This window comes from Ensifer sp. GW823-FHT05D09, assembly GCF_058795755.1.
In genome coordinates, this window is sequence record NZ_JBXAIA010000002.1 from 83,264 (window position 1) to 107,681 (window position 24,418).

28 protein-coding genes are annotated in these 24,418 nt (G+C 60.1%); 11 read left to right on the top strand and 17 right to left on the bottom strand.

Annotated features, from left to right (window positions below; translation table 11 throughout):
* Nucleotides 1-3 precede the first annotated feature (3 nt).
* The 4 genes from AC1Q80_RS06130 to AC1Q80_RS06145 all read right to left on the bottom strand — a co-directional run bounded on the left by AC1Q80_RS06130 (nucleotide 4) and on the right by AC1Q80_RS06145 (nucleotide 2,605).
* A complete protein-coding gene (locus AC1Q80_RS06130; protein WP_492359920.1) occupies nucleotides 4-774 on the bottom strand; it encodes an adenylate/guanylate cyclase domain-containing protein in 771 nt (256 codons plus the stop codon).
* Nucleotides 775-1,209: 435 nt separating this feature from the next.
* Nucleotides 1,210-1,554 carry a hypothetical protein gene (locus AC1Q80_RS06135; RefSeq protein WP_173419753.1) on the bottom strand — a complete coding sequence of 115 codons (345 nt, stop codon included), beginning with the start codon at nucleotides 1,552-1,554 and terminating at the stop codon, nucleotides 1,210-1,212.
* A gap of 161 nt (nucleotides 1,555-1,715) precedes the next feature.
* Nucleotides 1,716-1,976 (bottom strand): hypothetical protein, encoded by a 261-nt coding sequence (locus AC1Q80_RS06140; protein ID WP_492359921.1) that lies wholly within the window; start codon nucleotides 1,974-1,976, stop codon nucleotides 1,716-1,718.
* Nucleotides 1,977-2,095: 119 nt separating this feature from the next.
* Nucleotides 2,096-2,605: a peptide deformylase gene (locus tag AC1Q80_RS06145; RefSeq protein WP_492359922.1), complete on the bottom strand. Its 510-nt coding sequence runs from the start codon at nucleotides 2,603-2,605 to the stop codon at nucleotides 2,096-2,098.
* A 286-nt stretch (nucleotides 2,606-2,891) separates the two neighbouring features.
* On the opposite strand from AC1Q80_RS06145, the gene mgtE reads away from it, so the two are divergent.
* Complete coding sequence (gene mgtE / locus AC1Q80_RS06150) at nucleotides 2,892-4,313, top strand: magnesium transporter (protein WP_173419756.1); 1,422 nt, start codon at nucleotides 2,892-2,894, stop codon at nucleotides 4,311-4,313.
* Nucleotides 4,314-4,383: 70 nt separating this feature from the next.
* The gene (locus tag AC1Q80_RS06155) at nucleotides 4,384-4,770 is read left to right on the top strand and encodes a MerR family transcriptional regulator (protein ID WP_025426710.1); all 387 of its coding nucleotides are present in this window, start codon (nucleotides 4,384-4,386) and stop codon (nucleotides 4,768-4,770) included.
* A 77-nt stretch (nucleotides 4,771-4,847) separates the two neighbouring features.
* Here AC1Q80_RS06155 and AC1Q80_RS06160 read toward each other — a convergent pair whose 3' ends face one another.
* The 3 genes from AC1Q80_RS06160 to AC1Q80_RS06170 form a co-directional block, all read right to left on the bottom strand.
* Nucleotides 4,848-5,321, bottom strand: a complete 474-nt coding sequence (locus AC1Q80_RS06160) for a methyltransferase family protein (protein ID WP_173419758.1) — start codon at nucleotides 5,319-5,321, stop codon at nucleotides 4,848-4,850.
* A gap of 3 nt (nucleotides 5,322-5,324) precedes the next feature.
* Nucleotides 5,325-6,332, bottom strand: coding sequence for an acetyltransferase domain-containing protein (locus AC1Q80_RS06165; protein WP_492359923.1), 1,008 nt, complete (start codon nucleotides 6,330-6,332; stop codon nucleotides 5,325-5,327).
* 132 nt (nucleotides 6,333-6,464) lie between these two features.
* On the bottom strand, nucleotides 6,465-7,157 hold the full coding sequence (locus AC1Q80_RS06170; protein WP_209792811.1) for a DUF599 domain-containing protein: 693 nt from the start codon (nucleotides 7,155-7,157) through the stop codon (nucleotides 6,465-6,467).
* A gap of 694 nt (nucleotides 7,158-7,851) precedes the next feature.
* On the opposite strand from AC1Q80_RS06170, the gene AC1Q80_RS06175 reads away from it, so the two are divergent.
* Nucleotides 7,852-9,252, top strand: a complete 1,401-nt coding sequence (locus AC1Q80_RS06175) for an L-serine ammonia-lyase (protein ID WP_173419761.1) — start codon at nucleotides 7,852-7,854, stop codon at nucleotides 9,250-9,252.
* 77 nt (nucleotides 9,253-9,329) lie between these two features.
* The gene (locus AC1Q80_RS06180; RefSeq protein WP_209792815.1) at nucleotides 9,330-9,767 is read left to right on the top strand and encodes a DUF1489 family protein; all 438 of its coding nucleotides are present in this window, start codon (nucleotides 9,330-9,332) and stop codon (nucleotides 9,765-9,767) included.
* Nucleotides 9,768-9,900: 133 nt separating this feature from the next.
* Here AC1Q80_RS06180 and AC1Q80_RS06185 read toward each other — a convergent pair whose 3' ends face one another.
* From AC1Q80_RS06185 to AC1Q80_RS06215, 7 genes are all read right to left on the bottom strand, one after another.
* Nucleotides 9,901-10,170 (bottom strand): hypothetical protein, encoded by a 270-nt coding sequence (locus AC1Q80_RS06185; protein ID WP_077498392.1) that lies wholly within the window; start codon nucleotides 10,168-10,170, stop codon nucleotides 9,901-9,903.
* A gap of 78 nt (nucleotides 10,171-10,248) precedes the next feature.
* Nucleotides 10,249-11,766 carry an SPOR domain-containing protein gene (locus AC1Q80_RS06190; protein ID WP_492359924.1) on the bottom strand — a complete coding sequence of 506 codons (1,518 nt, stop codon included), beginning with the start codon at nucleotides 11,764-11,766 and terminating at the stop codon, nucleotides 10,249-10,251.
* A gap of 184 nt (nucleotides 11,767-11,950) precedes the next feature.
* Complete coding sequence (locus AC1Q80_RS06195) at nucleotides 11,951-12,685, bottom strand: hypothetical protein (protein WP_492360354.1); 735 nt, start codon at nucleotides 12,683-12,685, stop codon at nucleotides 11,951-11,953.
* 328 nt (nucleotides 12,686-13,013) lie between these two features.
* A complete protein-coding gene (locus AC1Q80_RS06200) occupies nucleotides 13,014-13,622 on the bottom strand; it encodes a transglutaminase-like cysteine peptidase (protein ID WP_492359925.1) in 609 nt (202 codons plus the stop codon).
* Nucleotides 13,623-13,763: 141 nt separating this feature from the next.
* Nucleotides 13,764-14,162 (bottom strand): hypothetical protein, encoded by a 399-nt coding sequence (locus AC1Q80_RS06205; RefSeq protein WP_492359926.1) that lies wholly within the window; start codon nucleotides 14,160-14,162, stop codon nucleotides 13,764-13,766.
* A 248-nt stretch (nucleotides 14,163-14,410) separates the two neighbouring features.
* Nucleotides 14,411-15,019, bottom strand: coding sequence for a PilZ domain-containing protein (locus AC1Q80_RS06210; RefSeq protein ID WP_173419766.1), 609 nt, complete (start codon nucleotides 15,017-15,019; stop codon nucleotides 14,411-14,413).
* Between the two features lie 111 nt (nucleotides 15,020-15,130).
* Nucleotides 15,131-15,739 (bottom strand): PAS domain-containing protein, encoded by a 609-nt coding sequence (locus tag AC1Q80_RS06215; RefSeq protein ID WP_492359927.1) that lies wholly within the window; start codon nucleotides 15,737-15,739, stop codon nucleotides 15,131-15,133.
* A gap of 343 nt (nucleotides 15,740-16,082) precedes the next feature.
* Between AC1Q80_RS06215 and AC1Q80_RS06220 the strand changes: the two genes are divergently transcribed.
* Nucleotides 16,083-16,814 (top strand): rhomboid family intramembrane serine protease, encoded by a 732-nt coding sequence (locus AC1Q80_RS06220; RefSeq protein WP_492359928.1) that lies wholly within the window; start codon nucleotides 16,083-16,085, stop codon nucleotides 16,812-16,814.
* A gap of 265 nt (nucleotides 16,815-17,079) precedes the next feature.
* Nucleotides 17,080-17,508 (top strand): CBS domain-containing protein, encoded by a 429-nt coding sequence (locus tag AC1Q80_RS06225; RefSeq protein ID WP_077498384.1) that lies wholly within the window; start codon nucleotides 17,080-17,082, stop codon nucleotides 17,506-17,508.
* A gap of 158 nt (nucleotides 17,509-17,666) precedes the next feature.
* Here the strand turns inward: AC1Q80_RS06225 and AC1Q80_RS06230 are convergent, their stop codons facing one another.
* From AC1Q80_RS06230 to folE, 3 genes are all read right to left on the bottom strand, one after another.
* Entirely contained in the window at nucleotides 17,667-18,632 is a 966-nt protein-coding gene (locus tag AC1Q80_RS06230) for a patatin-like phospholipase family protein (RefSeq protein WP_173419769.1), read from the bottom strand.
* A 406-nt stretch (nucleotides 18,633-19,038) separates the two neighbouring features.
* On the bottom strand, nucleotides 19,039-19,491 hold the full coding sequence (gene hisI, locus AC1Q80_RS06235) for a phosphoribosyl-AMP cyclohydrolase (RefSeq protein ID WP_173419770.1): 453 nt from the start codon (nucleotides 19,489-19,491) through the stop codon (nucleotides 19,039-19,041).
* Between the two features lie 23 nt (nucleotides 19,492-19,514).
* Nucleotides 19,515-20,132: a GTP cyclohydrolase I FolE gene (gene folE / locus AC1Q80_RS06240; RefSeq protein ID WP_173419771.1), complete on the bottom strand. Its 618-nt coding sequence runs from the start codon at nucleotides 20,130-20,132 to the stop codon at nucleotides 19,515-19,517.
* 342 nt (nucleotides 20,133-20,474) lie between these two features.
* Here folE and AC1Q80_RS06245 point away from each other — a divergent pair, with 342 nt between their 5' ends.
* The 5 genes from AC1Q80_RS06245 (at nucleotide 20,475) to thrS (ending at nucleotide 24,392) form a co-directional block, all read left to right on the top strand.
* Nucleotides 20,475-20,921: an iron-sulfur cluster assembly scaffold protein gene (locus AC1Q80_RS06245; RefSeq protein WP_492359929.1), complete on the top strand. Its 447-nt coding sequence runs from the start codon at nucleotides 20,475-20,477 to the stop codon at nucleotides 20,919-20,921.
* Between the two features lie 3 nt (nucleotides 20,922-20,924).
* Nucleotides 20,925-21,299: a membrane protein insertion efficiency factor YidD gene (gene yidD / locus AC1Q80_RS06250; RefSeq protein ID WP_492359930.1), complete on the top strand. Its 375-nt coding sequence runs from the start codon at nucleotides 20,925-20,927 to the stop codon at nucleotides 21,297-21,299.
* The gene (locus tag AC1Q80_RS06255) at nucleotides 21,296-21,724 is read left to right on the top strand and encodes a DUF2267 domain-containing protein (RefSeq protein WP_492359931.1); all 429 of its coding nucleotides are present in this window, start codon (nucleotides 21,296-21,298) and stop codon (nucleotides 21,722-21,724) included. Before yidD ends, AC1Q80_RS06255 begins: the two co-directional genes overlap by 4 nt.
* Nucleotides 21,725-21,741: 17 nt before the next feature.
* Nucleotides 21,742-22,281 carry a DUF1697 domain-containing protein gene (locus AC1Q80_RS06260; RefSeq protein WP_492359932.1) on the top strand — a complete coding sequence of 180 codons (540 nt, stop codon included), beginning with the start codon at nucleotides 21,742-21,744 and terminating at the stop codon, nucleotides 22,279-22,281.
* Between the two features lie 128 nt (nucleotides 22,282-22,409).
* On the top strand, nucleotides 22,410-24,392 hold the full coding sequence (gene thrS / locus AC1Q80_RS06265) for a threonine--tRNA ligase (RefSeq protein WP_492360355.1): 1,983 nt from the start codon (nucleotides 22,410-22,412) through the stop codon (nucleotides 24,390-24,392).
* Nucleotides 24,393-24,418: the final 26 nt, after the last annotated feature.

Consider the following 24,418-nt stretch of genomic DNA (forward strand, 5'->3'; position numbering starts at 1 on the left):
GCGTCAATTAGTCGTGAGTATACGCGCCTCAACGGGGTGCTCCAGGCCTTTCAGTGAAAGCAGCCTGGTCTCGGACGCGCTCAGGAAATCCGGCACCTGCGCAGCCGTCTCGGCTGACACGAGGATCTCACCGGCGGCAGCTTGGGATTCGAGCCGTGCGGCGAGATTGACGGTGCCGCCGATCGCGGTGAAATCGCTGCGGAAGCTTGAAAACTCACCAATCTCGACATCGCCCGTATGTATGCCCACACCAACACCGAGCCGGTGGTCGCGTGATTCCTTCAGATCGGAACTCAGGCCGTCGAGTGCATCGGTGTAATGTCGCTGTATATCCGCCGCCGCCCTGACCGCAGCACGAGCGTGGTCCTTGATCTCGATCGGGAAATTGAAGATCGCCATCAGGCCGTCGCCCATCTGCTTGTTGACGATGCCATCATGCGCCCAGATCGCCTGCGCGCATCGATCATGAAACAGGCTGACAATCTCACTCAGCTCGATCGCCTCTGTTCGCTCGGAAAGGGAGGTAAACCCTCGCATATCGGCAAACAGGATCGTCGCGTGGGCGCTTATGTGGCGCTGCTTCTTGACGTAGCGAAAGGAGCGTTCGCAGATCGTGCAGATATTCGGGTTCATCTTGCTTCGGGTGATGCCGAATGCCCGAAAGGGAAGGGCAAACGCCCCGCGGATCGGGATCGGCACGCGCATCTGATCCCAGCAGCCCCGGCAGATGCTGGCGCTGTTATGGGTAGGCGCGAGGGAAGAGGCAGTCGTCATGTGCTGCAGTCTCGCCGCGCCGCGCAGACTTATTGGTGGCGCACAAGAAAACTTCTAATATTCAATTGCCTTTGGCAACCCGAAGTTTTTCTCAGGCGACGATAAGACGGACACATCCTGCTGTCCGTCTGCCACTGCAAAAGGCCGGCTGACTGCGGCAGGCCGGACCCTTCGCCCTTGTCGATGCGTCGGTGGTTGCGAAAGAGCGATAAATAAACGTCGCGGCGGGGCCTTCACTTCGCGTTCCGCACGGACACCACGGCGGACGATAGCTATGTTTGGCGCGCTCCGCTCTCGCTCAGCTGGACCGCTTCTTATCCAGCCTTCCAACAGTTGGGTCTATTTTTCTTCAACCGATCTCGTTTCGGTTTCGATGACCGGCGCTCGGCGAGGCGCCGTCGTCAGGCAGCGAAACTCATGAAAGGCGAACTGCTGCTATTTGGTCGTGCCATCGGGCGAAGCCTGTTGCGTTTGACCGCCGGCAATCGGCGCGGCAGCAGTCGGTGCCTGCACGCGATCCTTCTTGTTATCGATGCTGCCGGTCTGTTCCGGTGACGGCTGAACCTGGTCGACTGCCGTCGTCCGGTCGTTGTCGTTGTTTTCGCCCCAGATCGCTGCGCCACCCCAGACCAGCAGCGCCAGAAACAGGCCGGCTCCGAGGATTGCCAGAACACGCACGCCAAGAGGACCTTGGCGGCTTTCGCGGGCCGTGAAGTTTTCCCGGTCGTCGTCGGGCTCCGCTGTGATGGGATCGCCCCGTTCATCCAGATATTTTGTCATCGGATGACCTCCATTGTTGCCATCCTAAACAACGGGATTCGAACGAAAATGTTCCACTATGAGACAAATTCATCCGGGCATCAGGCTGAGAATGCGAGCACCGAAGCGCCAAGCAAGTTGGCGATCCGGCGTGACAGGTCTTTCGACGAGAAAGCCAGGTTTCAGTTCGACCAGGTATCGGCGACATTGCGCCGCACGAGCTTATAGGTATGGTCGGGTTGAACTTCGTAGGTTTCGAAGACCATCGTGCCTTGATGCATGAAGCGGTTCTGGATCATCGTGCCTGGCGCGGAGATCGTCCTACGCGTGGGGCCCGTCTCGCCATAGGTCAAGCTGCCTGGCAGCGGTTCGAGATTGGGCGTTGTGCTGTTGCATCCCGCCAATGCGAGAAGGGTGACGATAGCGACATGCGTCGATTTCATAGGCTGATCCTTGATTGAAAACATGAATGTGAACTTAGCCATGCTGACTTGCGGCGGAAAGAGCAGGCTTTGGTGATTGCCGCGTGCCGGAAGCTTGAACTTGCGAGGCGCGCGCCGGTTCAGCTTCGCGCCATTTCCCTTGTGGCCTTGTCGAACTTCTTGACGGCTCGCTCCCGCTTCAACCGCGACAGGCGCTGCGTCCAGAATATGCCGTTCAGCTGGTCGATTTCGTGCTGGAGGCAAACCGCCATCAGGCCATCCGCATCTTCCTCGACTGCGTTGCCGTCGAGCGTCTGGTACCGGACGCGCACCTTCGCAGGGCGCTCGACGTCCTCGGAAATTCCAGGCATCGAAACGCTTCCCTCGGCATGCCTGACCATTTGCGGCGAGCGGGAAACGATCTCGGGATTGACGAAAATGTGGACACCGCTTTCACGGGTCAGTTCGATCACTGTCAGGCGTTGCAGAATGCCGATATGCGGCGCTGTGATGCCAATTCCCGGCGCTGCGCGCATCGTGTCGAGCAGATCGTCGGCAAGAGCCCGCAAGGCGTCATCGAAGCGGTCGACTGTCTGTGCTTCCCGGTTCAGTATAGGGTCGGGAAAACGAACAAGGGGGCGGATCGCCATCGGAAGCTCCTGGGCTGCGGCCGCATAGTGCTATCCGATCGCCAGTTCGATGTCGACTGTGCACGCGCATGTGCGTTTCCCATGTATTTGCAACAGCTTGAATAAATCTGTTACCACACGCGCGACGTTGGCCCTTGTGATGTGGACCTTGGCAAGGCTTTGCGCTAGCAGGGCACTAAGGCCCATGTCCTTGAGGAGGATGGGGCAACAACACCGGCAGTGATGTACCCTTTCCCGATCGGCGCATGGCGGCCGGGAAGTTGGCAATCGTTTCGAGGGCGCGCTCATGAGCAATACCGGCGACGACGACCGCGGTTCCGAAGAAATCCCCGTCTATGACGGAGCGGACATCTATGCCGATGATGGTTCGGTGCGCTCCGACTTCCTGATGCATGTCGGCGCGGCGATTGCCGACCGTGACACGATCTATCTGCGCCAGCATGTCGCTGGCCTGCATTCGTCCGAAATGGGCGACCTGCTTGAGGCGATCCAGCCGGAGCAGCGCCTGGCACTTGTCTCCCTGCTTGGCAAGGATTTCGACCTTTCGTCTCTGACCGAAGTCGACGAAGCCATACGCCTCGATATTGTTGAGCACCTGCCCAACGAGCAGATCGCCGAGGCGCTTGGCGAGATGGATTCGGACGATGCCGTCTACATTCTCGAAGACCTCGACCAGGAGGACCAGGACGAGATCCTGGCGAAGCTGCCCTTTACCGAACGTGTGCGCTTGCGCCGCTCTCTGGACTATCCCGAGAGCACAGCCGGCCGCCGCATGCAGACGGAGTTCGTGGCGGTGCCGCCGTTCTGGACCATCGGCCAGACGATCGATTACATGCGCGAGGACGCGGAGCTTCCGGAAAGTTTTACGCAGATCTTCGTCATCGATCCGACCTTCAAGCTTCTGGGTGCGGTCGATCTCGACAAGGTCCTGCGCTCCAAGCGCTCGATCAAGGTCGACGCCATCATGCGAGATACCAGCCACGCCATTCCGGCTGAAATGGACCAGGAAGAGGCGGCGCAGCTCTTCGAGCAATACGACCTTCTCTCCGCCGCCGTGGTCGACGACAACGGCAGGCTCGTTGGGGTGCTGACCATCGACGATGTCGTCGACGTCATCCAGGAGGAGGCGGAGGAAGACTTGCTGCGTCTGAGCGGCGTCGGTGACGAGGAACTGTCGGACTCTGTCGCCGAGGCATCGCGCTCACGCGTGCCGTGGCTGTTCATCAATTCGATGACTGCTTGTATTTCGGCTTCGGTCATCGGCCTTTTCGATGCGACAATCCAGCAGATCGTCGCGCTCGCAATTCTGATGCCGATCGTCGCCGGCATGGGCGGAAATGCTGGTTCGCAGACGATGACTGTGACGGTGCGCGCGCTTGCGACCCGCGGCCTCGACATTCACAACGCGCCGCGAATCATCCGACGCGAAGCGGGCGTGGGCCTGCTGAACGGCATGATCTTCGGCTCGCTGATCGGCCTTTTGGCTGGCCTGTGGTTCCAGGACCCCAACATCGGCGGTATTATCGCCACCGCGATGCTTATCAACATGATGGCCGCGGCCCTTGCCGGCATCATGGTTCCGCTGCTTCTGGAACGTTTTGGCGCTGACCCCGCGGTGTCTTCGGCCGTGTTTGTGACGGCGATTACCGATATCACTGGCTTCTCGAGTTTTCTCGGCATTGCCACCTGGTGGTTCCACGTCACCTGATATCGCCAGTTGTTTGACTTTTACGTCAAGGTCAACGATAGTGATGGTCAGGAAATCATGGAATGGCAGCGTGAATAAGTACTATAGCATTACCGAATTGACGCGGGAATTCGGCATTTCGACCCGGACGCTGCGGTTCTATGAGGACGAGGGCCTCATCCATCCGGAGCGCCGCGGTCGAACCCGCATGTTTCGCCCTGCCGACCGTCGGCTGATCCAGGAGATCCTCCGGGGCCGGCGTATCGGTTTTACGATCGCCGAAATCCGCGAGATCATTCAGGTTTACAAGGATCCGCCCGGTGAGCTTGGTCAGTTGCAACTGCTGATGAGCCGTGTCGAGGCCAAGCGCGAAGAACTGCGCCAGAAGCGCAAGGACATCGAGGATACGCTGACCGAACTCGACAATGTTGAGGAGGCGTGTTTGACGCGTCTTGCCGAGATTGGCGTCGGGACCTGATCGCGAACCTGGTCAACGCATGAAGAACAAAAGGGTGGCTTTGGCCGCCTTTTTTGTTGTCTGAAAAGAACTGCGGATCAGATCCAGCGGCTCGTATGCCGGCAATAACGCTCGAACTCGAAGCCGAAGCGTGAAAGCAGATGCCGTTCTTCGTTGCGGATGGCAAAAATGGTCGTCAACATCACGGCTGCAACCGCCATCACGAAGAACCATGGATTGAGCGTGATCAGACCGAAGCCGATCATCATCAGCGTATAGCCGAGATAGATCGGGTTGCGGGTGAAGCGAAACGGTCCGTAAGTGACGAGGCACGTGGCGCACCGGTGCGGAAGCACAGCGGTATGGCGATCCAGCAGCGTCTTGACGGCCCACAGGTCAAGCCAGATTGCCGCGGCGACAAGGATGCTACCGGAAATCCACGGCACCCAGCCGTGGCCGTGGGCGACCGGGATGGGCGAGTATCGTGCGAGCAGTAAGGCTGCAAGGGTGGCGGTCCCGTAGAGCAGGGCCGGCCATGGGAAACTCAGCGGCTTGGCACGATAGGCATTCATGTCCTAGTCCCCTGATTGCACGTCCATTGTGCATTGACCGGCGATTCGCGCAATGCGTTCATCCGTGTTGACGTTGATCTTTCCCCTGTTCAGTTCGTCGAACAGGTTCTGCTCCACCAGCTTGTCGAGGGTACATCCACAGAAGGCGTCGCAGGGCACGGCCGGATTGCCGCGGTTGCAGGCCTCGACGCAGTTGGTGCGGTAGGCTTGCTTGGGATCCGGCAGTGTCGGTGGCGAGACCAGCGAGAAGAGGAAGACCAATCCGATGAGCAGCGGCTGGTGGAGGAGGTATATGGCCAGACTGTGACGCCCTCCGAAGACCAATGCTTTCGTCCACAGGCGCGTCTTTTCGTCGTCGACCGGGCGCTTTGAAAGGGCTGTCACGAGACGCGCATGCACCAGTTTTGCGGTGCCGAGGCCAAGCAGGAAGGGTGCGAGCCACGGCAGCAGCGGCACGTAGTCGTTCGAGCGTGGGATCGTTTCGGAAAGGCCGATCCACCAGAGATAGGGCGCGTCGAAGATCGCGGAGCGGAGATAGAGGGGGGCGGCGAAGGCGGCGGCCGCAGCCGCGAACGAAACAATCGCCGGAAGGGGCAGGAAAAGAAGACCGATGAGGCTTGCCGCGGCAATGGAATGCAGGATGCCGAAGAATATGAAGGTGTTGGGGAAGGCGAACCAGGTCGCGATACTGATGATCGCGGCCGCTCCGGCAATCTTGGCGAACCGGCGCATGAAGGCATCGAACCGGATCTTCGGCCGTTGCCCGAGCACGAGGCTGTAGCCAGCCAGAAACAGGAAGCTGCTGGCAATCAGCCGTGCAAACATCTTCCACCCGCCGGTGCCGGCGGTCCCGGCGGCGACGTAGCCGAAGAATTCCAGATCCCAGACGAAATGGTAGAGCGCCATGGCCACCAGCGCCAGGCCGCGCAGCACATCGATAAAGACGAGCCGGTTTCGGCTGCCGGTCGTCGGCTGCGGTTCAACGGTCGAGGTCATGTTGGTATCGGACATGGTGTTCGCCATCCTGTTGGCGCGAATGAGTATGGCAGGCCTGGCTTGCGCCAGACCGCCTTGATTGCTCGGAAAAAGACAAAATGCGGCAGAAACCCGTTCGGCGATATCCGCGGTGTACCGGACAAGCTGTTAGCGGGCGGCGTCCTGCAGCAGGGCTGCCCGCGCCTCGGAGAAGAATTGCCGGCGTGTCAGGACGAAGATGACGAAGATTGTCAGGCCGACGAAGGCGTAGGGACTGATAAACCAGCCAAGATAGCCGATCGACAGGAAGATCGCCCTGAGGCCGGCATTGAAGTGCTTGGCGGCAAGTACGTTCATGCGGACGGCCCGTTCGGCCGCAATCTCGGCGGCGTGCCGGTCGCGGATCATGTCCGCTGTCATCGGTATGCCGCCCATCAGGATCGAGCAGTAGTTGAACAGGCGATAGGACCAGCCGAACTTGAAGAAGGAATAGCCGAAGAGGCAGGTGAGCCCGGCGACCTTCAGCTCGAAGGCCGTCCGCCCGCCATGGAACACATAGGGCATGTCGGCGAAGATCATCTGAGCCTGCTCGGTCGCGCCCAGGAGCGCGAAGCAGCCGCCGAGCGCAAAGATCGTCGTCGAAGCGAAGAAGGCCGTGCCCGCCTGCAGCCCGGCAATGATCTGGGTGTCGATCATTTTCAGGTCGCGGTTGAGCGAGTTGCGAATCCACCGGCCACGATGGTCGTTCATCAGCCGTGTGAGGCTGATGCGTTTGAAGCCGCGCGTGCCGTCTGTCGCCCAGCTGAAGCCGGCCCACAGCAGGATGAACACGGCAAGTGCTATGTAATCTTCGAAGGTCATACACGTGTTTTTGGCATGGCTTTTGGAAATTGCAAGGCCGGCACGCCTGTGGAGAATCGGTGCCGCATCAACTAGTGTGATGAAATTGCGGCGGAATTTCTTCCGGCAGAAATGCGCGAACTCCAGCGCTTGGTGCCTTGGTTCGAACGCCGGCGTGCGCCTGACACCTTTCTGCCATATTTCACCGTTGCGTCTTTACACTTTCTTCAGTATGCATTGCGCCATGCGCGGGCCCTTGATGTGTGGCCCGCAGCCGTTGAGAGTTTTTCGGAGACATCATGGACAATACAATACAGAAGTCTTGCTGGGGCGTGACTGCTCGCGCCGTAGCCGGTTTCGCTGGCGTTCTTGTTCTTGCTTATCTTTTCGGCGGCCTTTGATACCCAAAAGTCCTCTGATTGACAGCGCGGCTTCCCGGAAGCCGCGCTGTTTTGATTCCTGCCTGTCGCAACGTAAAGCCGAGAGACCGCAAACCCACTCCCCAGCGCAATGTCGCACCAACGGGATCGAATGTCGGTTGATCGCCTGATCGACAGGGATAGGATGGCTTAGGGTTTGATCCTATATCTAAGCGTGAGGGTACTGCTTCGGTCTTGAGGAGAGATCGAGGTTTGTATCGACTGTGCAATCATGCATATGACGGCATCCGGCGATCGGCCGGGCGGCATATGTTCAGGCTCCGGGCAGGCAATTCATGTTTCTTTCCGTCTTCGACGTCTTCAAGATCGGCATTGGTCCTTCGAGTTCGCATACGATGGGGCCAATGTCGGCCGCCAATCGCTTTCTCGAGCTCATCCTGTCCGATGAATGGCCGCGGCCTTCGCATGCGTCCGTCGCTGCCATCAAGGTTAGCCTGCACGGCTCGCTCGCCCATACCGGCATCGGCCACGGTTCGGGCAGGGCGGTTGTGCTCGGGCTTGTCGGCGAGCGTCCCGATCGTGTCGACCCCGACCGCATGGATGCGCTGATCGACGACGTCGAACGCACTGGGCGCATCACGCCGCCGGGCCATCCGTCCTATGAATTTCAGCCGAAGACCGATCTGATCTTCGACAAGAAGGTCCCCTTGCCGGGCCATGCCAACGGCATGTCCTTCTCGGCCTTTGACAAGGACGGCCGCCTTCTGCTCAAGCGCATCTACTATTCGATCGGTGGCGGTTTTGTCGTGACCGACACGGAACTCGAAGCCATGCGCGCCTCGAAGAACAAGCCCGCCGGCGTCAAAGTGCCGTTCCCCTTCAGCAGCGCCGTGGAAATGCTCGAGATGGCGGCCCGCTCCGGCATGACGATCGCGCAGATGAAGCGGGCAAACGAAGAATGCACCATGTCGCCTCAGGAGTTGAATGAGGGCCTCGATCGCATCTGGGGCGCGATGAGCAACTGCATCGATCGCGGGCTCAGCCAGGACGGTATCATGCCCGGCGGCCTCAAGGTGCGTCGTCGTGCTCGATCCATTCATGACAAGCTGCAGGAAGAGTGGCGCTCCAACAAGATCAATCCGCTGCTCGCCAACGACTGGCTCAGCGTCTACGCCATGGCGGTCAATGAAGAGAATGCGGCCGGCGGTCGCGTGGTGACGTCGCCAACGAACGGTGCTGCAGGCGTCGTTCCGGCGACCATCCGCTATTACATGCATTTCCATGACGATGCCGACCAGGACGGCGTTCGCGACTATCTGCTGACCGCTGCCGCCATCGGCGGCATCATCAAGCACAATGCGTCGATTTCCGGTGCCGAAGTCGGCTGTCAGGGCGAGGTGGGCTCCGCCTCGGCGATGGCGGCGGCGGGTCTTGCCGCCGTTATGGGTGGCACGCCGGAGCAGATCGAGAACGCAGCGGAAATCGCGCTTGAACATCACCTCGGCATGACCTGTGATCCCGTTGCCGGCCTGGTGCAGGTGCCCTGCATCGAGCGCAATGCGCTCGGCGCGGTCAAGGCAGTGACCGCCGCGTCCCTGGCGCTCAAAGGCGATGGCCAGCATTTCGTGCCGCTCGACGCCTGCATCGAAACCATGCGCCAGACCGGCGTCGACATGAACGAGAAATACAAGGAAACCTCGACCGGCGGCTTGGCGGTCAATGTCGTCGAATGTTGAGTGGCGCGCGGACGATTGTGGATGAGGCTGCGCAATTCGCTTGACCGTGACGGCCGGACGGGTGTTCAAAAACAGCCATGTCTCTGCATCTCATAAAGCTCTGCGTCGGGGCGGAATCGATAGAGGATCTGCGCGAATGGGTTTCGCGCAAGGCTCTGACTGCGATTGCCGCCGGCCTTGAACCGCACTCCTACCATACCACCCGCATGGTCCCGAAACGCATGGAAGAGCTGCTGGAAGGTGGCTCGCTTTATTGGGTCATCAAGGGCCAGGTGCAGGCGCGCCAGCCGCTGATCGGCATTGAAACCTTCACCGACGGCGAGGGGGTCGGGCGCTGCAATCTGCTGCTCGGTCCTGAAGTCGTTGAGACCGAACTGCAGCCGCGCCGGGCCTTCCAGGGGTGGCGCTATCTCAAGGACAATGAAGCACCGCGCGATCTGGCGTCGCTTTCCGGTGGCGGAGCCGAGATGCCGCTTGAGCTTCGCCGCGAGCTCGCCGAACTCGGTCTGCTCTGACGGGCGAACTTTCGCACCGCTTGCTGCGCCTTTTGCCTTTATCGCCCATGTTGGTCACCACCGCTACGCTTCCGCGCGGCATGCTGGGCCCAACGAAAAAGGCGGCCGAAGCCGCCTTTGAATATCAGTCTGTTCAGAGAATGCGCATCTTCAGCGGCTGGCGACGGCCGGGCGCCGTCACGTGAAGATGAATGCCAGCGCGCGGCTGCGTCGAGCGCCAGGCTCTAGCACCATGTGTTAGCAGCATGCCCACCAGATCCTTGGTCTTCGCCTTCGGACGGTTCAGACCGAGATCGGCAATACGCATCGCTGCCTCATGCAGCGGATGCAGATTGATGCGCGACGGTTTTGCCCGTCGCCCCGGCAAGGGAGTAACACCCGGAACATTCTCGTTCATTGCCATAACTAACCTCGTACGCTTTACAAAACCGAGGAGGGCGTCCGGACAAATACAAACCGGACGCCGAAACTAATCACCCGTCTACTGCTGGGCAGCCCAGCAGGAAATGCCTTTCTTCTTCAACGTCTTGCATGCGTTGATCGCCGCATTCTGGTCATCGAAGCCGCCAAAGCGGGCGCGGTAGACCTGTGCGCCGCCGTTGCTGAAGGCGACGGTGAAGGGTGTTGCCTTGCTCAGCGCCTTGCCACCCTTGTCCTTGGCATTGCCAAGCAGCGTCATGGCCTGGTCCTTGTCCGGCGTCGCACCGATCTGGATGACCCAGCCCTGAGGTTGCGGAACTGGCTGCGGTTCGGCTTCGGCCGCAACCGGCTCGCGCTTGGGAACGGAGTTGGTGATCTGAGCGTCGACCATGCCGGCCGATACCGGCTGGCGTGACAGCTTGACGCTCTGGGCGTCGAGCGTATTGGGAACAATCTTCGGCGAAAGGACCGGGTTGTCCGACGCACGCTGGGTGCCGGCATAGGCCATCTGCACGCTGTTGGTATTCTCGCCATTGTAGCGAACGGCCGGAACCGGTCCGGTGTTCGGCAGATCGAGACCGGCTGCGGCGGCGACGGGGCTGGCAACCGGTGTTTCCGCGACCTGCGCCACAGCGATCGGTTCTTCGGCAACCGGTGCGACCGGCGTCGGCGCGGTTTCGGCAATCAGGTTGCCACCGCCGCGGCGCGATGCGGCCGGCATGTATTTTGCCACGAGGCGGCGCATCTGGGCGTCGCGGCTGGCGCCCGACGTGCCGCCCATGACGACGGCGACGATGCTGCGGCCTTCGAGCTGCGCCGAGGTCACCAGGTTGAATCCGGAAGCGCGGGTGTAACCGGTCTTGATGCCATCGACACCGCGCACATTGCCGAGCAGGCGGTTATGATTGCCGATCGTCTGTTTGCCGAATTGGAAGCTGCGGGTGGAGAAATAATCGTAATACTGCGGAAAATGCTGGCGAAGCGCGAGGCCGAGGCGCGCCTGATCGCGCGCGGTGGTGCGTTGCTCCGTGTTGGGCAAGCCGTTGGCGTTGCGATAGGTGGTGCGCGTCATGCCGAGCGCCCGTGCCTTGTTGGTCATCATACGGGCAAAACGCTGCTCCGAGCCGCCCAGCAACTCGCCAAGCGCCGTCGAGGCGTCGTTGGCGGAACGGGTGACGAGCGACAGGATTGCCTGCTCGACTGTGATCGATTGCCCCGCCCGCACGCCGAGCTTCGACGGCGGTTCGGCTGAGGCGTTCTTGGAGAAGGGAACGGGCGTCGACTTACTGATCCGGCCGGCTTCGAGCGCCTCGAACGCCAGATAAAGCGTCATCATCTTGGTCAGCGAGGCGGGATAGCGCAATTCGTCGGCATCCTCGCCGTAAAGCACCTTGCCGGTCTTAGCGTCGACGACGATGCCCGAATATTTCGGGTTGGCCAAAGCGGGCGCTGCGAAGGCAACCGATGCAACGGTGCCCGCAAGGACGATCCGTCCGACCATCTTTGAAAAAGCGCCGAACGGGCGTTTCGCGAGATCAAGAAAACCTGATTGGGACACTACGCTACTCTTCATTCTCATGTCATGGGTGTTGTCCGGACGCCGCCTCCGGGAACGACCGTTCCTGAGACAGTATCGGCATAGCGTTACCAATCGGTTTATGATGAATGATTGGTTTCCGGGATCGGACGCATTTGTACAGGGGCGATACCGGTGTAGCGCAATGGTGCGGCGCTGAAGCCAGCACCACAGCACTTGGACGAAATCAGGGCACGAGATGGCTTTTGACGAAGCCTTCAACAGCATTGTCGATTTCGCGCCACTGCGGCAACAGATTGCGGGAGAAGCGGTAAAGGACGACAAGGTCCTTGCCGACATGAATATCGCGCTGGCAGTCTGCGCTGGTTGACGTTTCGTTCGCGCCAGGCTCCAGGCAGCGCACGACATAGGGTGGCTCCTGCTCTCGCTCCGCAGTGAAGAAGGCCTCGCCGGCATAACTCGATGCCGCTTTGACACCGTGTCGCGTCAACCCGCCGGGGCCGGAGCTCGTAGGCCCATCGAAAACCTGGGTGTAGATGGGCTCTAGTCGGCCGGACATGTCGCGCGACATGGTGCTCTGCGAAATCTGCAGGAAGATCAGGGCTTCGGGACGGTTGACGTCATTGAAGAGGTGGCGGTTGTCATCGCTGTAGCCTTCGAGCGAAGGCCAGGCCAGGTAGAGATCGACGCGTTCGGCGATCGAGGTCGCGCGCTGGTTTTCAAAACGAATGACGTTGGCAGGCAACCGCAAGTGATCTTGTCCGATAAAGATATCGTAGGGCGTGAGGATCGACGTGTGGCCGGCAAGCGCGAGGTTTTCGCCGAACCAGCGCCCCGTCAAAGAAAGCGCCGCGGTTGCCGCGGCAAGCAACGCAACGACCGCGGCAATTTTGTAGACGAAGCGTCCTGAAAGAAGCGGGCTGAGTTCCGGCTCCGAATTCCCGTTGGAAGAGGTGCTCATCAATGGGGCGTCCCGTCGCGGTTGCCGCGCGAAATGTGGCGGTTCAGCTGCCGGTCGTCGATCGGTGGCGGCATCGGACCCTGGCAGGGTTTGCTTGCTCGACGCTGGTCGAAGATGGTTAATTTTCGATGAAGTCGACGTGGGTTCCGTTGGTGCCTGCCTGACCATGCTTTGGCCGGGCTGCCTAAAAACGAAAAAGACCGGTTCCGAGGGACAGCGGAACCGGCCAGGGCCTGGTCTGAAACGGGGATGGAACTGACCGAAGCCCGGTAAATTGAGTGTGGCGCGGGACATCACCCAACCGCGCCACAAGTCACTTTACTGCGGCCTACTGGGTGCGGACGCTGCCGACGGCGACCGTGCGGCCATCCTGCAGCTTGACCCAACGGCCGGCATGTTCCGTCGACTGCCGCTTGAGGTAGGTGTATTCGGTATCCGACCACAGCAGCACCTTGTTGCGCATGTTGTCGAGGATGAAGTCGCCGCGATCGGTGCGGACGGTCAGCACCGCGTGGCCATCACCATTCGGCTGAAGGACGACGGTGATCAGAAGATCGGAGGCGGAGAAACCGCTTTCGATCAGCTTGCGGCGCTTCAAGAGCACGTAGTCTTCGCAGTCGCCAACGCTGTCCGGGTAGGACCACTTTTCTTCGACGCCGTGGATTTCCATGTCGGTCATCGGCGTGATCGCCTGGTTGACGTCGAAGTTGACCTCGAGAATTTTCTGCCAGCCTTCGCGTGTCAGGACCATCGGACCGCGGTCGGCGCCGTTCGCGCGGCATTCGCCCGGATTGATCTTGCAAAACTCGTAGTGACCGATCGGCGGATTGGTCGAGCCGGTCACAGCCATATTCGCCGGCAGGGCCAGCGCGCCTTCTGTCAGGCTGCCGGTGAAAATTGCGGCGACAGCGATCATCTTGGTGATTGTCTTGAGCATGATTGTCTCCCCGTTATGGTTCGACAATGGCACGGACATTTTTATCGCTCGCGAATATGCGAGGTAAAACAAAGTACAAATGAAAATCGTATCAGAATAAAATAAGAATAGAATTTGAGATGTATTTAAATCGGATTTGATTCAATTTTTATCGATCTTGACGTTCCAGCGATCGCGAAGGTGGAATTTGTTAGGCATCCAAATGGTTGCGGGAACACCGTTTTTTGGGGGCGTGTCGACGGAAGCTAGGCTGATTTGGAGGCGTACGATGGCGGTCGAAGGCGTCCGCGAGGAGAAAATTCGCAACTTTGCATCCCGCTCGAATGCTTGATTAAAGCGTGAAATCAATGTGGAGAGCGAAAATGTCGAGAAAAAATATTTGAAAAAAGTTGTGCCGAAAATCGGCAGAAAGAACATGGGATGTGCTGAAATGGAGCAAATGCGTCCAGATCCAAGCACGCGCGCAAGCTCTCCCGGTCGATTGTCGAAGGAACTCGGCCGAATGGTGCCATGGCGAATCCGCGGTCTCGCCTCGGACATGCCGGTCGTCGGTTGCGCTATACGATGCACCCGTGGTCGAGGCGTCAGAGGAAAAGTGTTGGCAATGTCGGTGAGCTAGCGACCGAACCTGTCTGGTACAGGACACGCAGAAGCGTTCTGCGGTAGCGCCATGCGCAAGAGCGTGCACTCAATGCGCGGTCATCGAGGCTGACTGATTGTTTCCTTGGATCGGATCCGGTTCAAGGATAAAGACCTGCAGCGACTAAGACGCGCTGTATCGGTGTGTTCTACAGGAATTCCGTCAAGGCTTCACGGGACTGAACGCCCGAGAATTCGATGGCAACGCCTTCTTGGAAATGACGGACGATCTTGCCCTTCATGTTGCCGAGCCTGATCTGTGTGCCGATTGGCGGGCGGTTTTCAATGTCGACGGCGGCGCCGGACAGCGAAAGGTCGATGATGCGGCAGGGATACTTCGCGCCGGTATCGAGCGTCAGCTCGGTCACTGTCTTGCGCGGTGCAAGGCGGTCATGGCGACGGTCTTCCGGCAGGCCGAGTTCGTGCTTGTTGGCAATCCACGTCAATTGTGCCGCAAGCTTCTCGCGCTTGCGTTCCGTGGCATTGAGCTGGATGACGAAGGCGTTTTCGGCAAGCCGCGACACGGTGCCTTCGAGCCGACCGACGTGATCGATGTAGGCGATGATGCGTTCGCCGGCGCGCGGGCGGGCCGGCGACAACAAAAGCACGTCACCCGGTGACATGTCGACGGCGGTGCAGTCGTATTCGTCGTGATTGGCAAGCATCAGTCGCCCGGTGAGATTCACCGAGACGCGCTGGAACGCGCCTTCCTGGTGCGGCTTCGGACCGGTATTTTGCGCTTGCTGGAACGAGAACATGATCACTCTGCATCGACGTATCTTGGCACGCGAAAGCATAGTGTGATCCGGTTAATAGAAGGTTCGCCCTGCGGTTGGTGCCGGCATCGCTCTCGGTGCGGACCTGCAGCGTTACCCGTCACGACCACCTTCGAAGACGCGCAGGTGTTGAACCCGGCGTATGCCCGGCTGAGTGGCATCGCGCTCAATCGGTTCTTTGAGGAAAGCTGCGGTTCGGTCCGGATCGAGTACCCTGAGGCCTGTGACGTCGAGGCCGGAGACGGGGGTGGCATTCAACCAGTACGGGCGCGATAGCGGAGAGAGCGAGCCGAGAATGCGGTCGCTGTGACCTTCGTTGGACGCAAGGGGGAGGAGCAATGTCTCGGTCTCCAGCTCTCTTCCGTCATCCGTTCGTGCTGTCGCCGACAGGACGACGGGGACATGTTGTGTCATGACCCGCCTGCCGATCTGGAGCACTTTGCCGGCCTGGCTTCCGAGCCAAAGCGTGGCGAACTGCCGGCCGCGAAAATCGTGATCGAAGAGGGCGCAGACATGCGTACCGGCAAGGCGGAATTTCATGCCACCGAAATGATCCCGCTCGAGGATGAAGAGTTGGGGAAGGAGCGTTCGAATTGCTGACGGATCGATCTCGTTGCGACGTGGTAGCTCACGGTCGCCTCGGATGACGTTCCAGTACTGAAACAGCTGCGTCGATGTCTTGTTGCGCATGATGTCGTTCATTCCACTTCTGCGGTCGCCTGTGTCGATCCGGCACAAATCGACCGTTCATTCCTGTCGTATCGATGACAGTGCGAAATTCGTGCCACCCGGAAATTAAGGTTAACAAACGGTTTCGATTGCTGCGGACGCACAGGAATGGCACTTGATTGGACATAACTTCACGAAGGGTTGCCTTCGGCACAGAACTTGAGCTCGCGGTATTGGGGGCTCACGGACCGTTCAGTTTTTACTGGACGGTCTTTTTTTGTTTGCTTATGGCTGGGCGCGCTGTCCGGCTATGCGCAATTGCCCGACCGACGTGGTCGGATCGAAACGGATATGCGGACGGAAGAGAGCATCAGCCATGGAACGAGATCAGGCGGCAACGCCACCGGAGGCGGAACGGGAAGGCGCCGTCAATCGCACGCGCGAGCCAGCTTTCAATTTGCCGGCGGGGCTGACGTGCATTCTGCTGTTCCTCGTCGCCATTCACGCGTTGCGCACCTATGTTTTCTCGGAGAGTTTCGATCGGGAAATCATCCTGAACTTTGCCTTCCTTCCTGCACGCTATGATCATCCGCTTGCCGAGCAGGGCCTCGCCTGGCTCTGGAGCCCGGTGACCTATTCGTTCCTGCACGGAAGCTGGGAACACCTGATCTTCAACATCTTCTGGATGGTTGCCTTCGGCGCGCCGGTGGTGCGGCGCATCGGCATGATGCGGCTTGCGGTTTTCTGGGTTCTTTCAGCCGCCGCCGCCGTAGCACTTCACACGGTTTTTCACTGGGGCGAAATGATCGTCGTCGTCGGTGCCTCGGGGGTGGTTTCCGGCTTCATGGGAGGTGCAGCACGATTCGTGTTCTCACCCAGCGGCCGTATCAGTCGTCAATTCGCCCATCTTAACCGCCGGCTTTCCGTCAAAGAGGCGCTGTCCAATCGTTCCGTCGTCGTTTTCAGCGGCATCTGGTTCCTGACGAATTTTCTCGTCGGATTTGGCATGTTCACGCCAGGCGGTGCCGGCAGCGTGGCATGGGAAGCGCATATCGGCGGTTTCCTCTTCGGCTTCCTCCTGTTCGCCCTGTTCGATCCGCGGGATTGATAGCGGACCGATCCTGTTGCGATCATTGTCAGAACGCTTGATTTCCCCGGAACGCTGGCGCACCATTTGAAACGGCCGTTTTCATTCAAGGGTGACGCGGTCCGTGAAGGCCGGGTGCCGGCAGGTCGATTGCGTCCCTGAGGAGCGTCGCGTTGACCTTGACAGCATCGGAAAGGGTATAGGTTCCATTGCCCGATTGTGCCGCACACGACAGGCCGGAACCTTCCTCGCCGACCCGGCGTCGTCGCAACGGGGAGAAGTGCGCATGTCAGTAAAAGCGATACTCAATGAAAAAGGCCGGAACGTCGTGACCGTCGGTCCTCGCATGACGGTTCAACAGGCTGCAGTCCTTCTACGTGACAATCATATCGGCGCGGTGATCATCATCGATGCGGATGATCAGATCGCCGGCATCCTGACCGAGCGCGATATCGTCGCCGCCATCGCCAAACACGGGGCAGCCTGTCTGGAGAAGCCGGTTTCGGCTGTCATGTGGCAGAACGTCTATTGCTGCACCGAGGACATGTCAGTCGATACGCTGATGGAGATGATGAGCAAGTTGCGGGCCCGTCATCTCCCAGTTGAAACCAATGGGCACCTGGCCGGCATCATTTCGATTGGCGACGTGATCAAGCATCACATCCGCGCCATGGAGCAAGAGGCCGAGCACATCAAGGCCTACATCGCCGGGTAATGGTAAAGGGCGGTTGCCGCCGCCCTTTCGTCACCCGCCTGCGGCATGGTCTCGAATATTCGCGCGGAGCGCCTGTTCGCGTTATGGCCTTTCGCGAAACATGCGACCGGTACGGCCATCTCTTGGGTCAACGCGAAAGCCTGGCGTCGCACCAGCCGTTAACGGACGAGGACTTCCTGCATGCGGCGGATTTCGGCGAGCTTGGCCTTTGCTTCCTGATAGCCGCGATCGATCGCCTCGCCGGCGCGGTGGAATTCCGAAAGCCCGATATCGTTGAGCTTAGGATGGAGCGCGAGATCCGGCGGGTCGCCGGCAAGGCGTGCGCGCGAGATCCGATCCTGGATGATGTTGAAAGCCTGAACCATGACGCTGGTCATGCCCATGCGCGCAGAATGGTGCGTCGGCTCCTTGGCGGGCGGCGTATCGTGGGTCTCGGAGCCGGCGTTGTGCTTGACGACGGCAGAACGCCCATAGAGGTCGTAGTTGAGGTTCACCGCGACGACGAGCTGTTGTTCGTGAGCGCGGCAGACGGAAACGGGGACGGGATTGACGAGCGCGCCGTCCATCAACATCCGGCCGTTGGCCTTGATCGGCTCGAAGATGCCGGGCAGGGCGTATGAGGCGCGGATCGCGGTGATCAGCGAGCCTTTTTCCAACCAGACTTCATGGCCGCTATGCACTTCGGTGGCAACTGCGATAAACGGTCGGTCGAGGCCTTCAATGCTCAAGCCCTGCAGATGCTCCTGCATGCGCTTGGTCAAGCGCAGCCCACCGAACAGGCCTCCGCCGCCGATGGCGAAATCGAGCAGGCCGGCAATGCGCCTGACGGTGAGGGAGCGGGCGAACGTTTCCAGTTCATCAAGTTTGCCGGCGAGATAACAGCCGCCGACCAGGGCGCCGATCGAAGTTCCGGCGATCATGCCGACTTCGATGCCCTCTTCGTCAAGCGCCCGGAGCACACCGATATGCGCCCAGCCACGGGCGGCGCCGCCACCAAGGGCGATGGCGATCTTCGGCGGTTTGGGCGGCACGGCGGGTTCTGATGGTGTTGTCGAGAGTGATGACCCATCCGGGTCGGTCAGGTCGGCAATCTGGCTGCTACGCGTAAAAGTCCAGTTCAACATCCGGCACCTCCAACACCGCCGAACACTTGGCAGCGCAACACGTCCTTCAGAATGCGCGAAGGGCGTTGTGGCGCTCCATGCATTGACTCAAACTTCCGAAGACCCGATTCGATCCTGGAACCACGCAATAATTTTTGAGCGCGCTTGTCTGGAGGATACCCTGCCAAGCCGGCGCTGGTGCCGGCCTTGTCCTTATTCATTGCTGAACGACTGGCACCGTTACTCAGATTACCATCGATCCTGCCGCCGTGTGCGGCGGGGTCGATAAACATTCGCTACAGTCTGCAATACTGCCCGGCTTGTGGCCGTTCCCGGCGAAACTGTATCCTTGCCAAAGGATTAGGCGCCCGCTGGGTTACCAAAATATAAACGCAGTATGCACCCGCGCCAAAAAGGTGCGCAATGCTTAATTTTTGTCATAAACCTTGTTCGGGTCGAAATGCTGATGATCGTCCGTGATCGTGACGGTCGCGCGACCCTGCTCGACGCCGACCGTGCGATAGAAGCAGGAGCGGCGGCCGGTGTGGCAGGTTGCATCGTGCCCGGCGACCGAGACCTTCAGCCAGATGGCATCCTGGTCGCAATCGGTGCGAATTTCCTTCACCGTCTGCAAATTGCCGGAGCTTTCGCCCTTCTTCCACAGGCTCTTGCGGGAGCGGCTGTAATAGTGGGCGACACCAGTCTCGATCGTCAGCGCCAGTGCTTCGGCGTTCATGTGCGCGACCATCAGCAACTCGCCGTCGCGCGCATCGGTCACGACTGCCGTGATCAGGCCCTTGTCATCGAAGCGGGGTGTGAAGGCCGGACCGGATTCCAGTTCGGCCTTGTTGGAAGAGGGGGTCTCGAAGGTCAGCGTCATCGAAGGCTCCGTTGATTGGAGCCTTATTTGAAGCCCCGCAGCATCGTCATGAAACGGGCCTGTTCGGCCGGTTCGGTCTGGAACGTACCCGTAAATGTGGTGGTCAGTGTTGTCGAGCCTTGCTTCTGAACGCCGCGCATCGCCATGCACATATGCTCGGCCTCGATCATCACCGCGACGCCGCGTGGGGCCAGCGTTTCATCGATCACCCGGGCGATCTGCGCCGTCATCGATTCCTGCGTCTGCAGCCGACGTCCATAGATGTCGACCACGCGGGCGATCTTGGAGAGACCCAGTACTCTTCCGTTGGGCAGATAGGCGACGTGCGCCTTGCCGATGATCGGCACCATATGGTGTTCGCAATGGGAGTAGAACGGGATGTCCTTGACCAGCACCATGTCGTCATAGCCGGCAACCTCCTCGAAGGTCCGGCCGAGCACGTCTTCGGCTGCAAGATCATAGCCGCTGAAAAGCTCGCGGTAGGACTTGGCCACGCGTGCCGGTGTATCCAGCAGGCCTTCGCGGCTCGGATCGTCGCCGGCCCAGCGAAGCAGCACGCGGACGGCGTCCTCGGCTTCCTTCTGCGTCGGCCGGTCGCTCGCATTGTCGAGCACGGGGAAATTCTTCACTATGGCATCCATAATGGCCTCTTTGCGCAATACGGGGATTGCTTGACGTTTTATCTTTCGGACAACTCGCCACTGGCCATTCGCCTAACCCTGCAGGCTTGGGTTCCGTCGGCGGGCTCCGGGGCTTTCTGGTCCTTGCTTAGCAGTGCAATGGACCGTCCGGCACGGTTTCCCAAACAACAGGCGACATTTGGTCCTCTTGCGGAACTGTCGCCCCAACACGACATAGCATATAGTATGGTGCCATAGAGATGAAAGAGGCCGAGGGGACTGCGTCGTGCTTTTTTCCTGCCTACAGGAGAAAATCATGCGCCGATCACCCAAAACCGCGAAAAATCAGCCGGAACGCGTCACATGATGGATGACATCTACAACAATCGTATTCTCGACTTCGCCGGCAATATCCCGCGCATCGGGATTCTCGAAAATGCCGATGCCGAAGCAGTGGCCCATTCGAAACTCTGTGGCTCGAAAGTGCGGATCTGGTTGAAGATGGACGGCGACGTGGTCACGGATTTTGCCCACGACGTGAAGGCATGCGCGCTCGGTCAGGCATCGTCTTCGATCATGGCGCGCCATGTGGTCGGCGCACAGGCGAGCGAAATCCGCCAGGCGCGCGACGAGATGCTGGCGATGCTGAAGGCCGACGGCGAAGGCCCAGCGGGCCGTTTCGAGGATATGCGCTTCCTCAAGCCCGTGAAGGACTACAAGGCCCGCCACGCGTCGACCATGCTCACCTTCGATGCTGTCGTCGAAGCGATCGGCCAGATCGAGGCCAGGCGCCTGGCAACGGCCGTTTGAGCCATGTGCCGGGATCCGCGTTGTGAACATTCGACAGCGGCAGGCCCCGTGTCTGCATACAAGGGACGCAATTGGGCTGGTCCGTTCCGCAAGACGCCGGGGCGTCTCATCGGCATGGCCCTCATTCGTGCCTATCAGCTGACCCTTTCCAGTTTCATCGGCAATGCCTGCCGGCATCTGCCGACCTGCTCGGAATATGGTTATGAAGCAATTGCGCGCCATGGCTTGTGGGCAGGCGGCTGGATGACGTTTTTCCGCGTAACGCGTTGCGGCCCGGGCGGCACTCACGGTTTCGACCCGGTGCCGGAACGCCTGAAAGCCAGGCATCTCTGGTATGCACCGTGGCGCTACTGGCAGCCGCGGCCGAAGGGCGGATGAACGCGATGACCATCCCGATGGAGTACCGGCAGGCGTCGGTCGATTTCGACCGGTTTATCGTCGATGCCCGCGACATCGCGGGGCTTCAGACGACGAACCAGGCCTATACGATGGTTCAGGCCGTGCTGCAGACCTTTCGCTGCCGCCTGGACGTCGAGGATGCGATCCTGTTTGCTGATGTCCTGCCGCCGGTTCTAAGAGCGATTTTCATTGCCGCGTGGGATCTTGAAGAGCCAAGGAGCCCATTTTCTGGCCGGACGACGATGACGCTTGAAGTGCAGGCGTTCCGCGGCGATCACAACATTTCGCCGGATACGGCGATTGCGGACGTGGCGGCTGCGTTAAGGAAGAATGTCGACGAAGCGAAGCTCGATCGCGTGTTGGCCCGTCTCCCGGCCGGCGCCGCCGACTTCTGGCGTGCATGAGCCAGGGAGTACCTCGTGTGAACAGTTACATAGCGTTGCTCTACAGCATTGTGCTTGGCGAAGGGCGCCGCGTCGTCATGGCGGACCTGAGGGCCATGGCTGAGAGACTTGGCCACCGGTCTCCGCGGACGCTCGTCGCCACCGGCAACCTGCTCTTCGACGCTGATAACGCCGCCGTCAACGATCTGGAGGCAGCGCTCGAGAACGCATTTGCCGAAACGTTCGGCCGTCATGTCGACATCATCGTGCGCCCCGGCGTCGATTGGAAGAGGCTCGCCGCGACCAATCCGTTTCATGCCGAAGGCGAGGAGGACGGTACCCGCGTTCATGTTCGCGTGATGCGCCAGCCATTGTCCGGCACGGTGCCTGCTGATTTCGAACGCTATTGCACGGCGGGCGAGCGGCTGGCGGTCGTCGATGGTGATCTCTGGGTTCATTTCACCGGCCAGGCGAGCGAATCGAAACTGCTCGGCGCCTTGACCAAAAAACGTCTTGGAGTCGGTACGTTTCGCAACTGGAACACGGTGAAGGGCCTGGCCGCGCTGCTCGGCAGCTAGGCTCGCCTTGCCTTTACTCGGCCTCGAAAAACCTCTATCAGGCCTGCGTCAAATAGCCGGCCCAAGCCGGTCAGTCATACCACACCATACCACCCGCATTCGTTGGCGGGACTGGATAGGAGATCATGATGTCGAATCCCGTTTCCCTTACATTTCCTGATGGCTCCGTCCGCGAATACGCCCCGGGCACGACCGGGCGCGATGTCGCCGAGTCGATTTCGAAGTCGCTGGCCAAGAAGGCTGTCGCCATTGCGCTCGACGGCGAGCTGCGCGACCTGTCCGACACCATCGCCGACGGCCGCATCGAAATCGTCACCCGCGACGACAAGCGTTCGCTTGAGCTGATCCGTCACGATGCGGCACACGTGATGGCGGAAGCCGTGCAGGAACTGTGGCCCGGTACGCAGGTGACCATCGGTCCGGTGATCGACAACGGCTTCTACTACGACTTTGCCAAGAACGAGCCGTTCACGCCCGACGACCTGCCGGTCATCGAGAAGCGGATGAAGGAAATCATCGCCCGCAACAAGCCGTTTACCCGGGAAGTCTGGTCGCGCGACAAGGCCCGCCAGGTGTTCGCCGACAGGGGCGAGGCCTATAAGGTCGAGCTCGTCGACGCGATCCCGGAAGGCCAGGATCTGAAGATCTACTACCAGGGCGATTGGTTCGACCTCTGCCGCGGTCCGCACCTGGTGTCCACTGGCCAGATCGGCACGGCCTTCAAGCTGATGAAGGTTGCCGGCGCCTATTGGCGCGGTGACAGCAACAACCCGATGCTGACCCGCATCTACGGCACGGCCTGGCATACGCAGGAAGAGCTCGACCAGTACCTGCACATCCTGGCCGAAGCGGAAAAGCGCGACCACCGTCGCCTCGGCCGCGAGATGGATCTCTTCCATTTCCAGGAAGAAGGTCCCGGCGTCGTGTTCTGGCATGGCAAGGGCTGGCGTCTGTTCCAGACGCTGACGGCCTACATGCGCCGGCGGCTTGCCAATACCTACCAGGAAGTCAACGCACCGCAGGTGCTCGACAAGTCGCTGTGGGAAACCTCGGGCCACTGGGGCTGGTACCGCGACAACATGTTCAAGGTGACCGTTGCCGGCGATGACACCGACGATGAGCGCGTCTTCGCGTTGAAGCCGATGAACTGCCCGGGTCATATCCAGATCTTCAAGCACGGCCTGAAGTCCTACCGCGAACTGCCGGTGCGGCTGGCCGAGTTCGGGAACGTTCATCGCTACGAGCCGTCGGGCGCGCTGCACGGGCTGATGCGCGTGCGCGGCTTCACCCAGGACGATGCGCACGTCTTCTGCACCGATGAGCAGATGGCGGCCGAGTGCCTGCGCATCAACGATCTCATCCTGTCGGTCTATGAGGATTTCGGCTTCAAGGAAGTCGTCGTCAAGCTGTCGACCCGTCCGGAAAAGCGCGTTGGTTCCGACGAGCTCTGGGATCGCGCCGAAAGCGTCATGACCGACGTGCTGAAGACGATTGAGGCGCAGTCCGAGGGCCGGATCAAGACAGGCATCCTGCCGGGTGAGGGCGCGTTCTACGGTCCGAAGTTCGAATATACGCTGAAGGACGCCATCGGCCGCGAATGGCAGTGTGGCACGACGCAGGTCGACTTCAACCTGCCGGAACGTTTTGGCGCCTTCTATATCGACAAGGATTCGGAAAAGCGTCAGCCGGTGATGATCCACCGCGCGATCTGCGGCTCGATGGAACGCTTCCTCGGCATTCTGATCGAAAACTTCGCCGGCCACATGCCGCTGTGGATTTCACCGCTGCAGGTCGTCGTCGCGACGATTACCTCGGAAGCCGACGACTACGGTCGCGAGGTCGCCGAGCTTCTGCGCGACGCCGGGCTGACCGTCGAGACCGACTTCCGCAATGAGAAGATCAATTACAAGGTCCGCGAGCATTCGGTGACCAAGGTTCCGGTCATCGTCGTTTGCGGCAAGCGCGAATCGGAAGAGCGGTCGGTCAACATCCGCCGTCTCGGCTCACAGGCGCAGACGGCGATGTCGCTCGACGAGGCGATCGCTTCGCTCTCTGCCGAAGCGACGGCGCCCGATCTCAAGCGCAAGGCGGAAAAGAAAGCCCGGGGTTAAGACCCCGGGACCTTCGCTCTGTCAGT

Bases quoted from the DNA above. Each gene is read 5' to 3' on its own strand.
- AC1Q80_RS06130 (WP_492359920.1), bottom strand. From the start codon at position 774: ATGACGACTGCCTCTTCCCTCGCGCCTACCCATAACAGCGCCAGCATC.
- AC1Q80_RS06135 (WP_173419753.1), bottom strand. From the start codon at position 1,554: ATGACAAAATATCTGGATGAACGGGGCGATCCCATCACAGCGGAGCCC.
- AC1Q80_RS06140 (WP_492359921.1), bottom strand. From the start codon at position 1,976: ATGAAATCGACGCATGTCGCTATCGTCACCCTTCTCGCATTGGCGGGA.
- AC1Q80_RS06145 (WP_492359922.1), bottom strand. From the start codon at position 2,605: ATGGCGATCCGCCCCCTTGTTCGTTTTCCCGACCCTATACTGAACCGG.
- mgtE (WP_173419756.1), top strand. From the start codon at position 2,892: ATGAGCAATACCGGCGACGACGACCGCGGTTCCGAAGAAATCCCCGTC.
- AC1Q80_RS06160 (WP_173419758.1), bottom strand. From the start codon at position 5,321: ATGAATGCCTATCGTGCCAAGCCGCTGAGTTTCCCATGGCCGGCCCTG.
- AC1Q80_RS06165 (WP_492359923.1), bottom strand. From the start codon at position 6,332: ATGTCCGATACCAACATGACCTCGACCGTTGAACCGCAGCCGACGACC.
- AC1Q80_RS06170 (WP_209792811.1), bottom strand. From the start codon at position 7,157: ATGACCTTCGAAGATTACATAGCACTTGCCGTGTTCATCCTGCTGTGG.
- AC1Q80_RS06175 (WP_173419761.1), top strand. From the start codon at position 7,852: ATGTTTCTTTCCGTCTTCGACGTCTTCAAGATCGGCATTGGTCCTTCG.
- AC1Q80_RS06180 (WP_209792815.1), top strand. From the start codon at position 9,330: ATGTCTCTGCATCTCATAAAGCTCTGCGTCGGGGCGGAATCGATAGAG.
- AC1Q80_RS06185 (WP_077498392.1), bottom strand. From the start codon at position 10,170: ATGGCAATGAACGAGAATGTTCCGGGTGTTACTCCCTTGCCGGGGCGA.
- AC1Q80_RS06190 (WP_492359924.1), bottom strand. From the start codon at position 11,766: ATGAGAATGAAGAGTAGCGTAGTGTCCCAATCAGGTTTTCTTGATCTC.
- AC1Q80_RS06195 (WP_492360354.1), bottom strand. From the start codon at position 12,685: ATGAGCACCTCTTCCAACGGGAATTCGGAGCCGGAACTCAGCCCGCTT.
- AC1Q80_RS06200 (WP_492359925.1), bottom strand. From the start codon at position 13,622: ATGCTCAAGACAATCACCAAGATGATCGCTGTCGCCGCAATTTTCACC.
- AC1Q80_RS06205 (WP_492359926.1), bottom strand. From the start codon at position 14,162: ATGTCCGAGGCGAGACCGCGGATTCGCCATGGCACCATTCGGCCGAGT.
- AC1Q80_RS06210 (WP_173419766.1), bottom strand. From the start codon at position 15,019: ATGTTCTCGTTCCAGCAAGCGCAAAATACCGGTCCGAAGCCGCACCAG.
- AC1Q80_RS06215 (WP_492359927.1), bottom strand. From the start codon at position 15,739: ATGAACGACATCATGCGCAACAAGACATCGACGCAGCTGTTTCAGTAC.
- AC1Q80_RS06220 (WP_492359928.1), top strand. From the start codon at position 16,083: ATGGAACGAGATCAGGCGGCAACGCCACCGGAGGCGGAACGGGAAGGC.
- AC1Q80_RS06225 (WP_077498384.1), top strand. From the start codon at position 17,080: ATGTCAGTAAAAGCGATACTCAATGAAAAAGGCCGGAACGTCGTGACC.
- AC1Q80_RS06230 (WP_173419769.1), bottom strand. From the start codon at position 18,632: ATGTTGAACTGGACTTTTACGCGTAGCAGCCAGATTGCCGACCTGACC.
- hisI (WP_173419770.1), bottom strand. From the start codon at position 19,491: ATGACGCTGACCTTCGAGACCCCCTCTTCCAACAAGGCCGAACTGGAA.
- folE (WP_173419771.1), bottom strand. From the start codon at position 20,132: ATGGATGCCATAGTGAAGAATTTCCCCGTGCTCGACAATGCGAGCGAC.
- AC1Q80_RS06245 (WP_492359929.1), top strand. From the start codon at position 20,475: ATGATGGATGACATCTACAACAATCGTATTCTCGACTTCGCCGGCAAT.
- yidD (WP_492359930.1), top strand. From the start codon at position 20,925: ATGTGCCGGGATCCGCGTTGTGAACATTCGACAGCGGCAGGCCCCGTG.
- AC1Q80_RS06255 (WP_492359931.1), top strand. From the start codon at position 21,296: ATGAACGCGATGACCATCCCGATGGAGTACCGGCAGGCGTCGGTCGAT.
- thrS (WP_492360355.1), top strand. From the start codon at position 22,410: ATGTCGAATCCCGTTTCCCTTACATTTCCTGATGGCTCCGTCCGCGAA.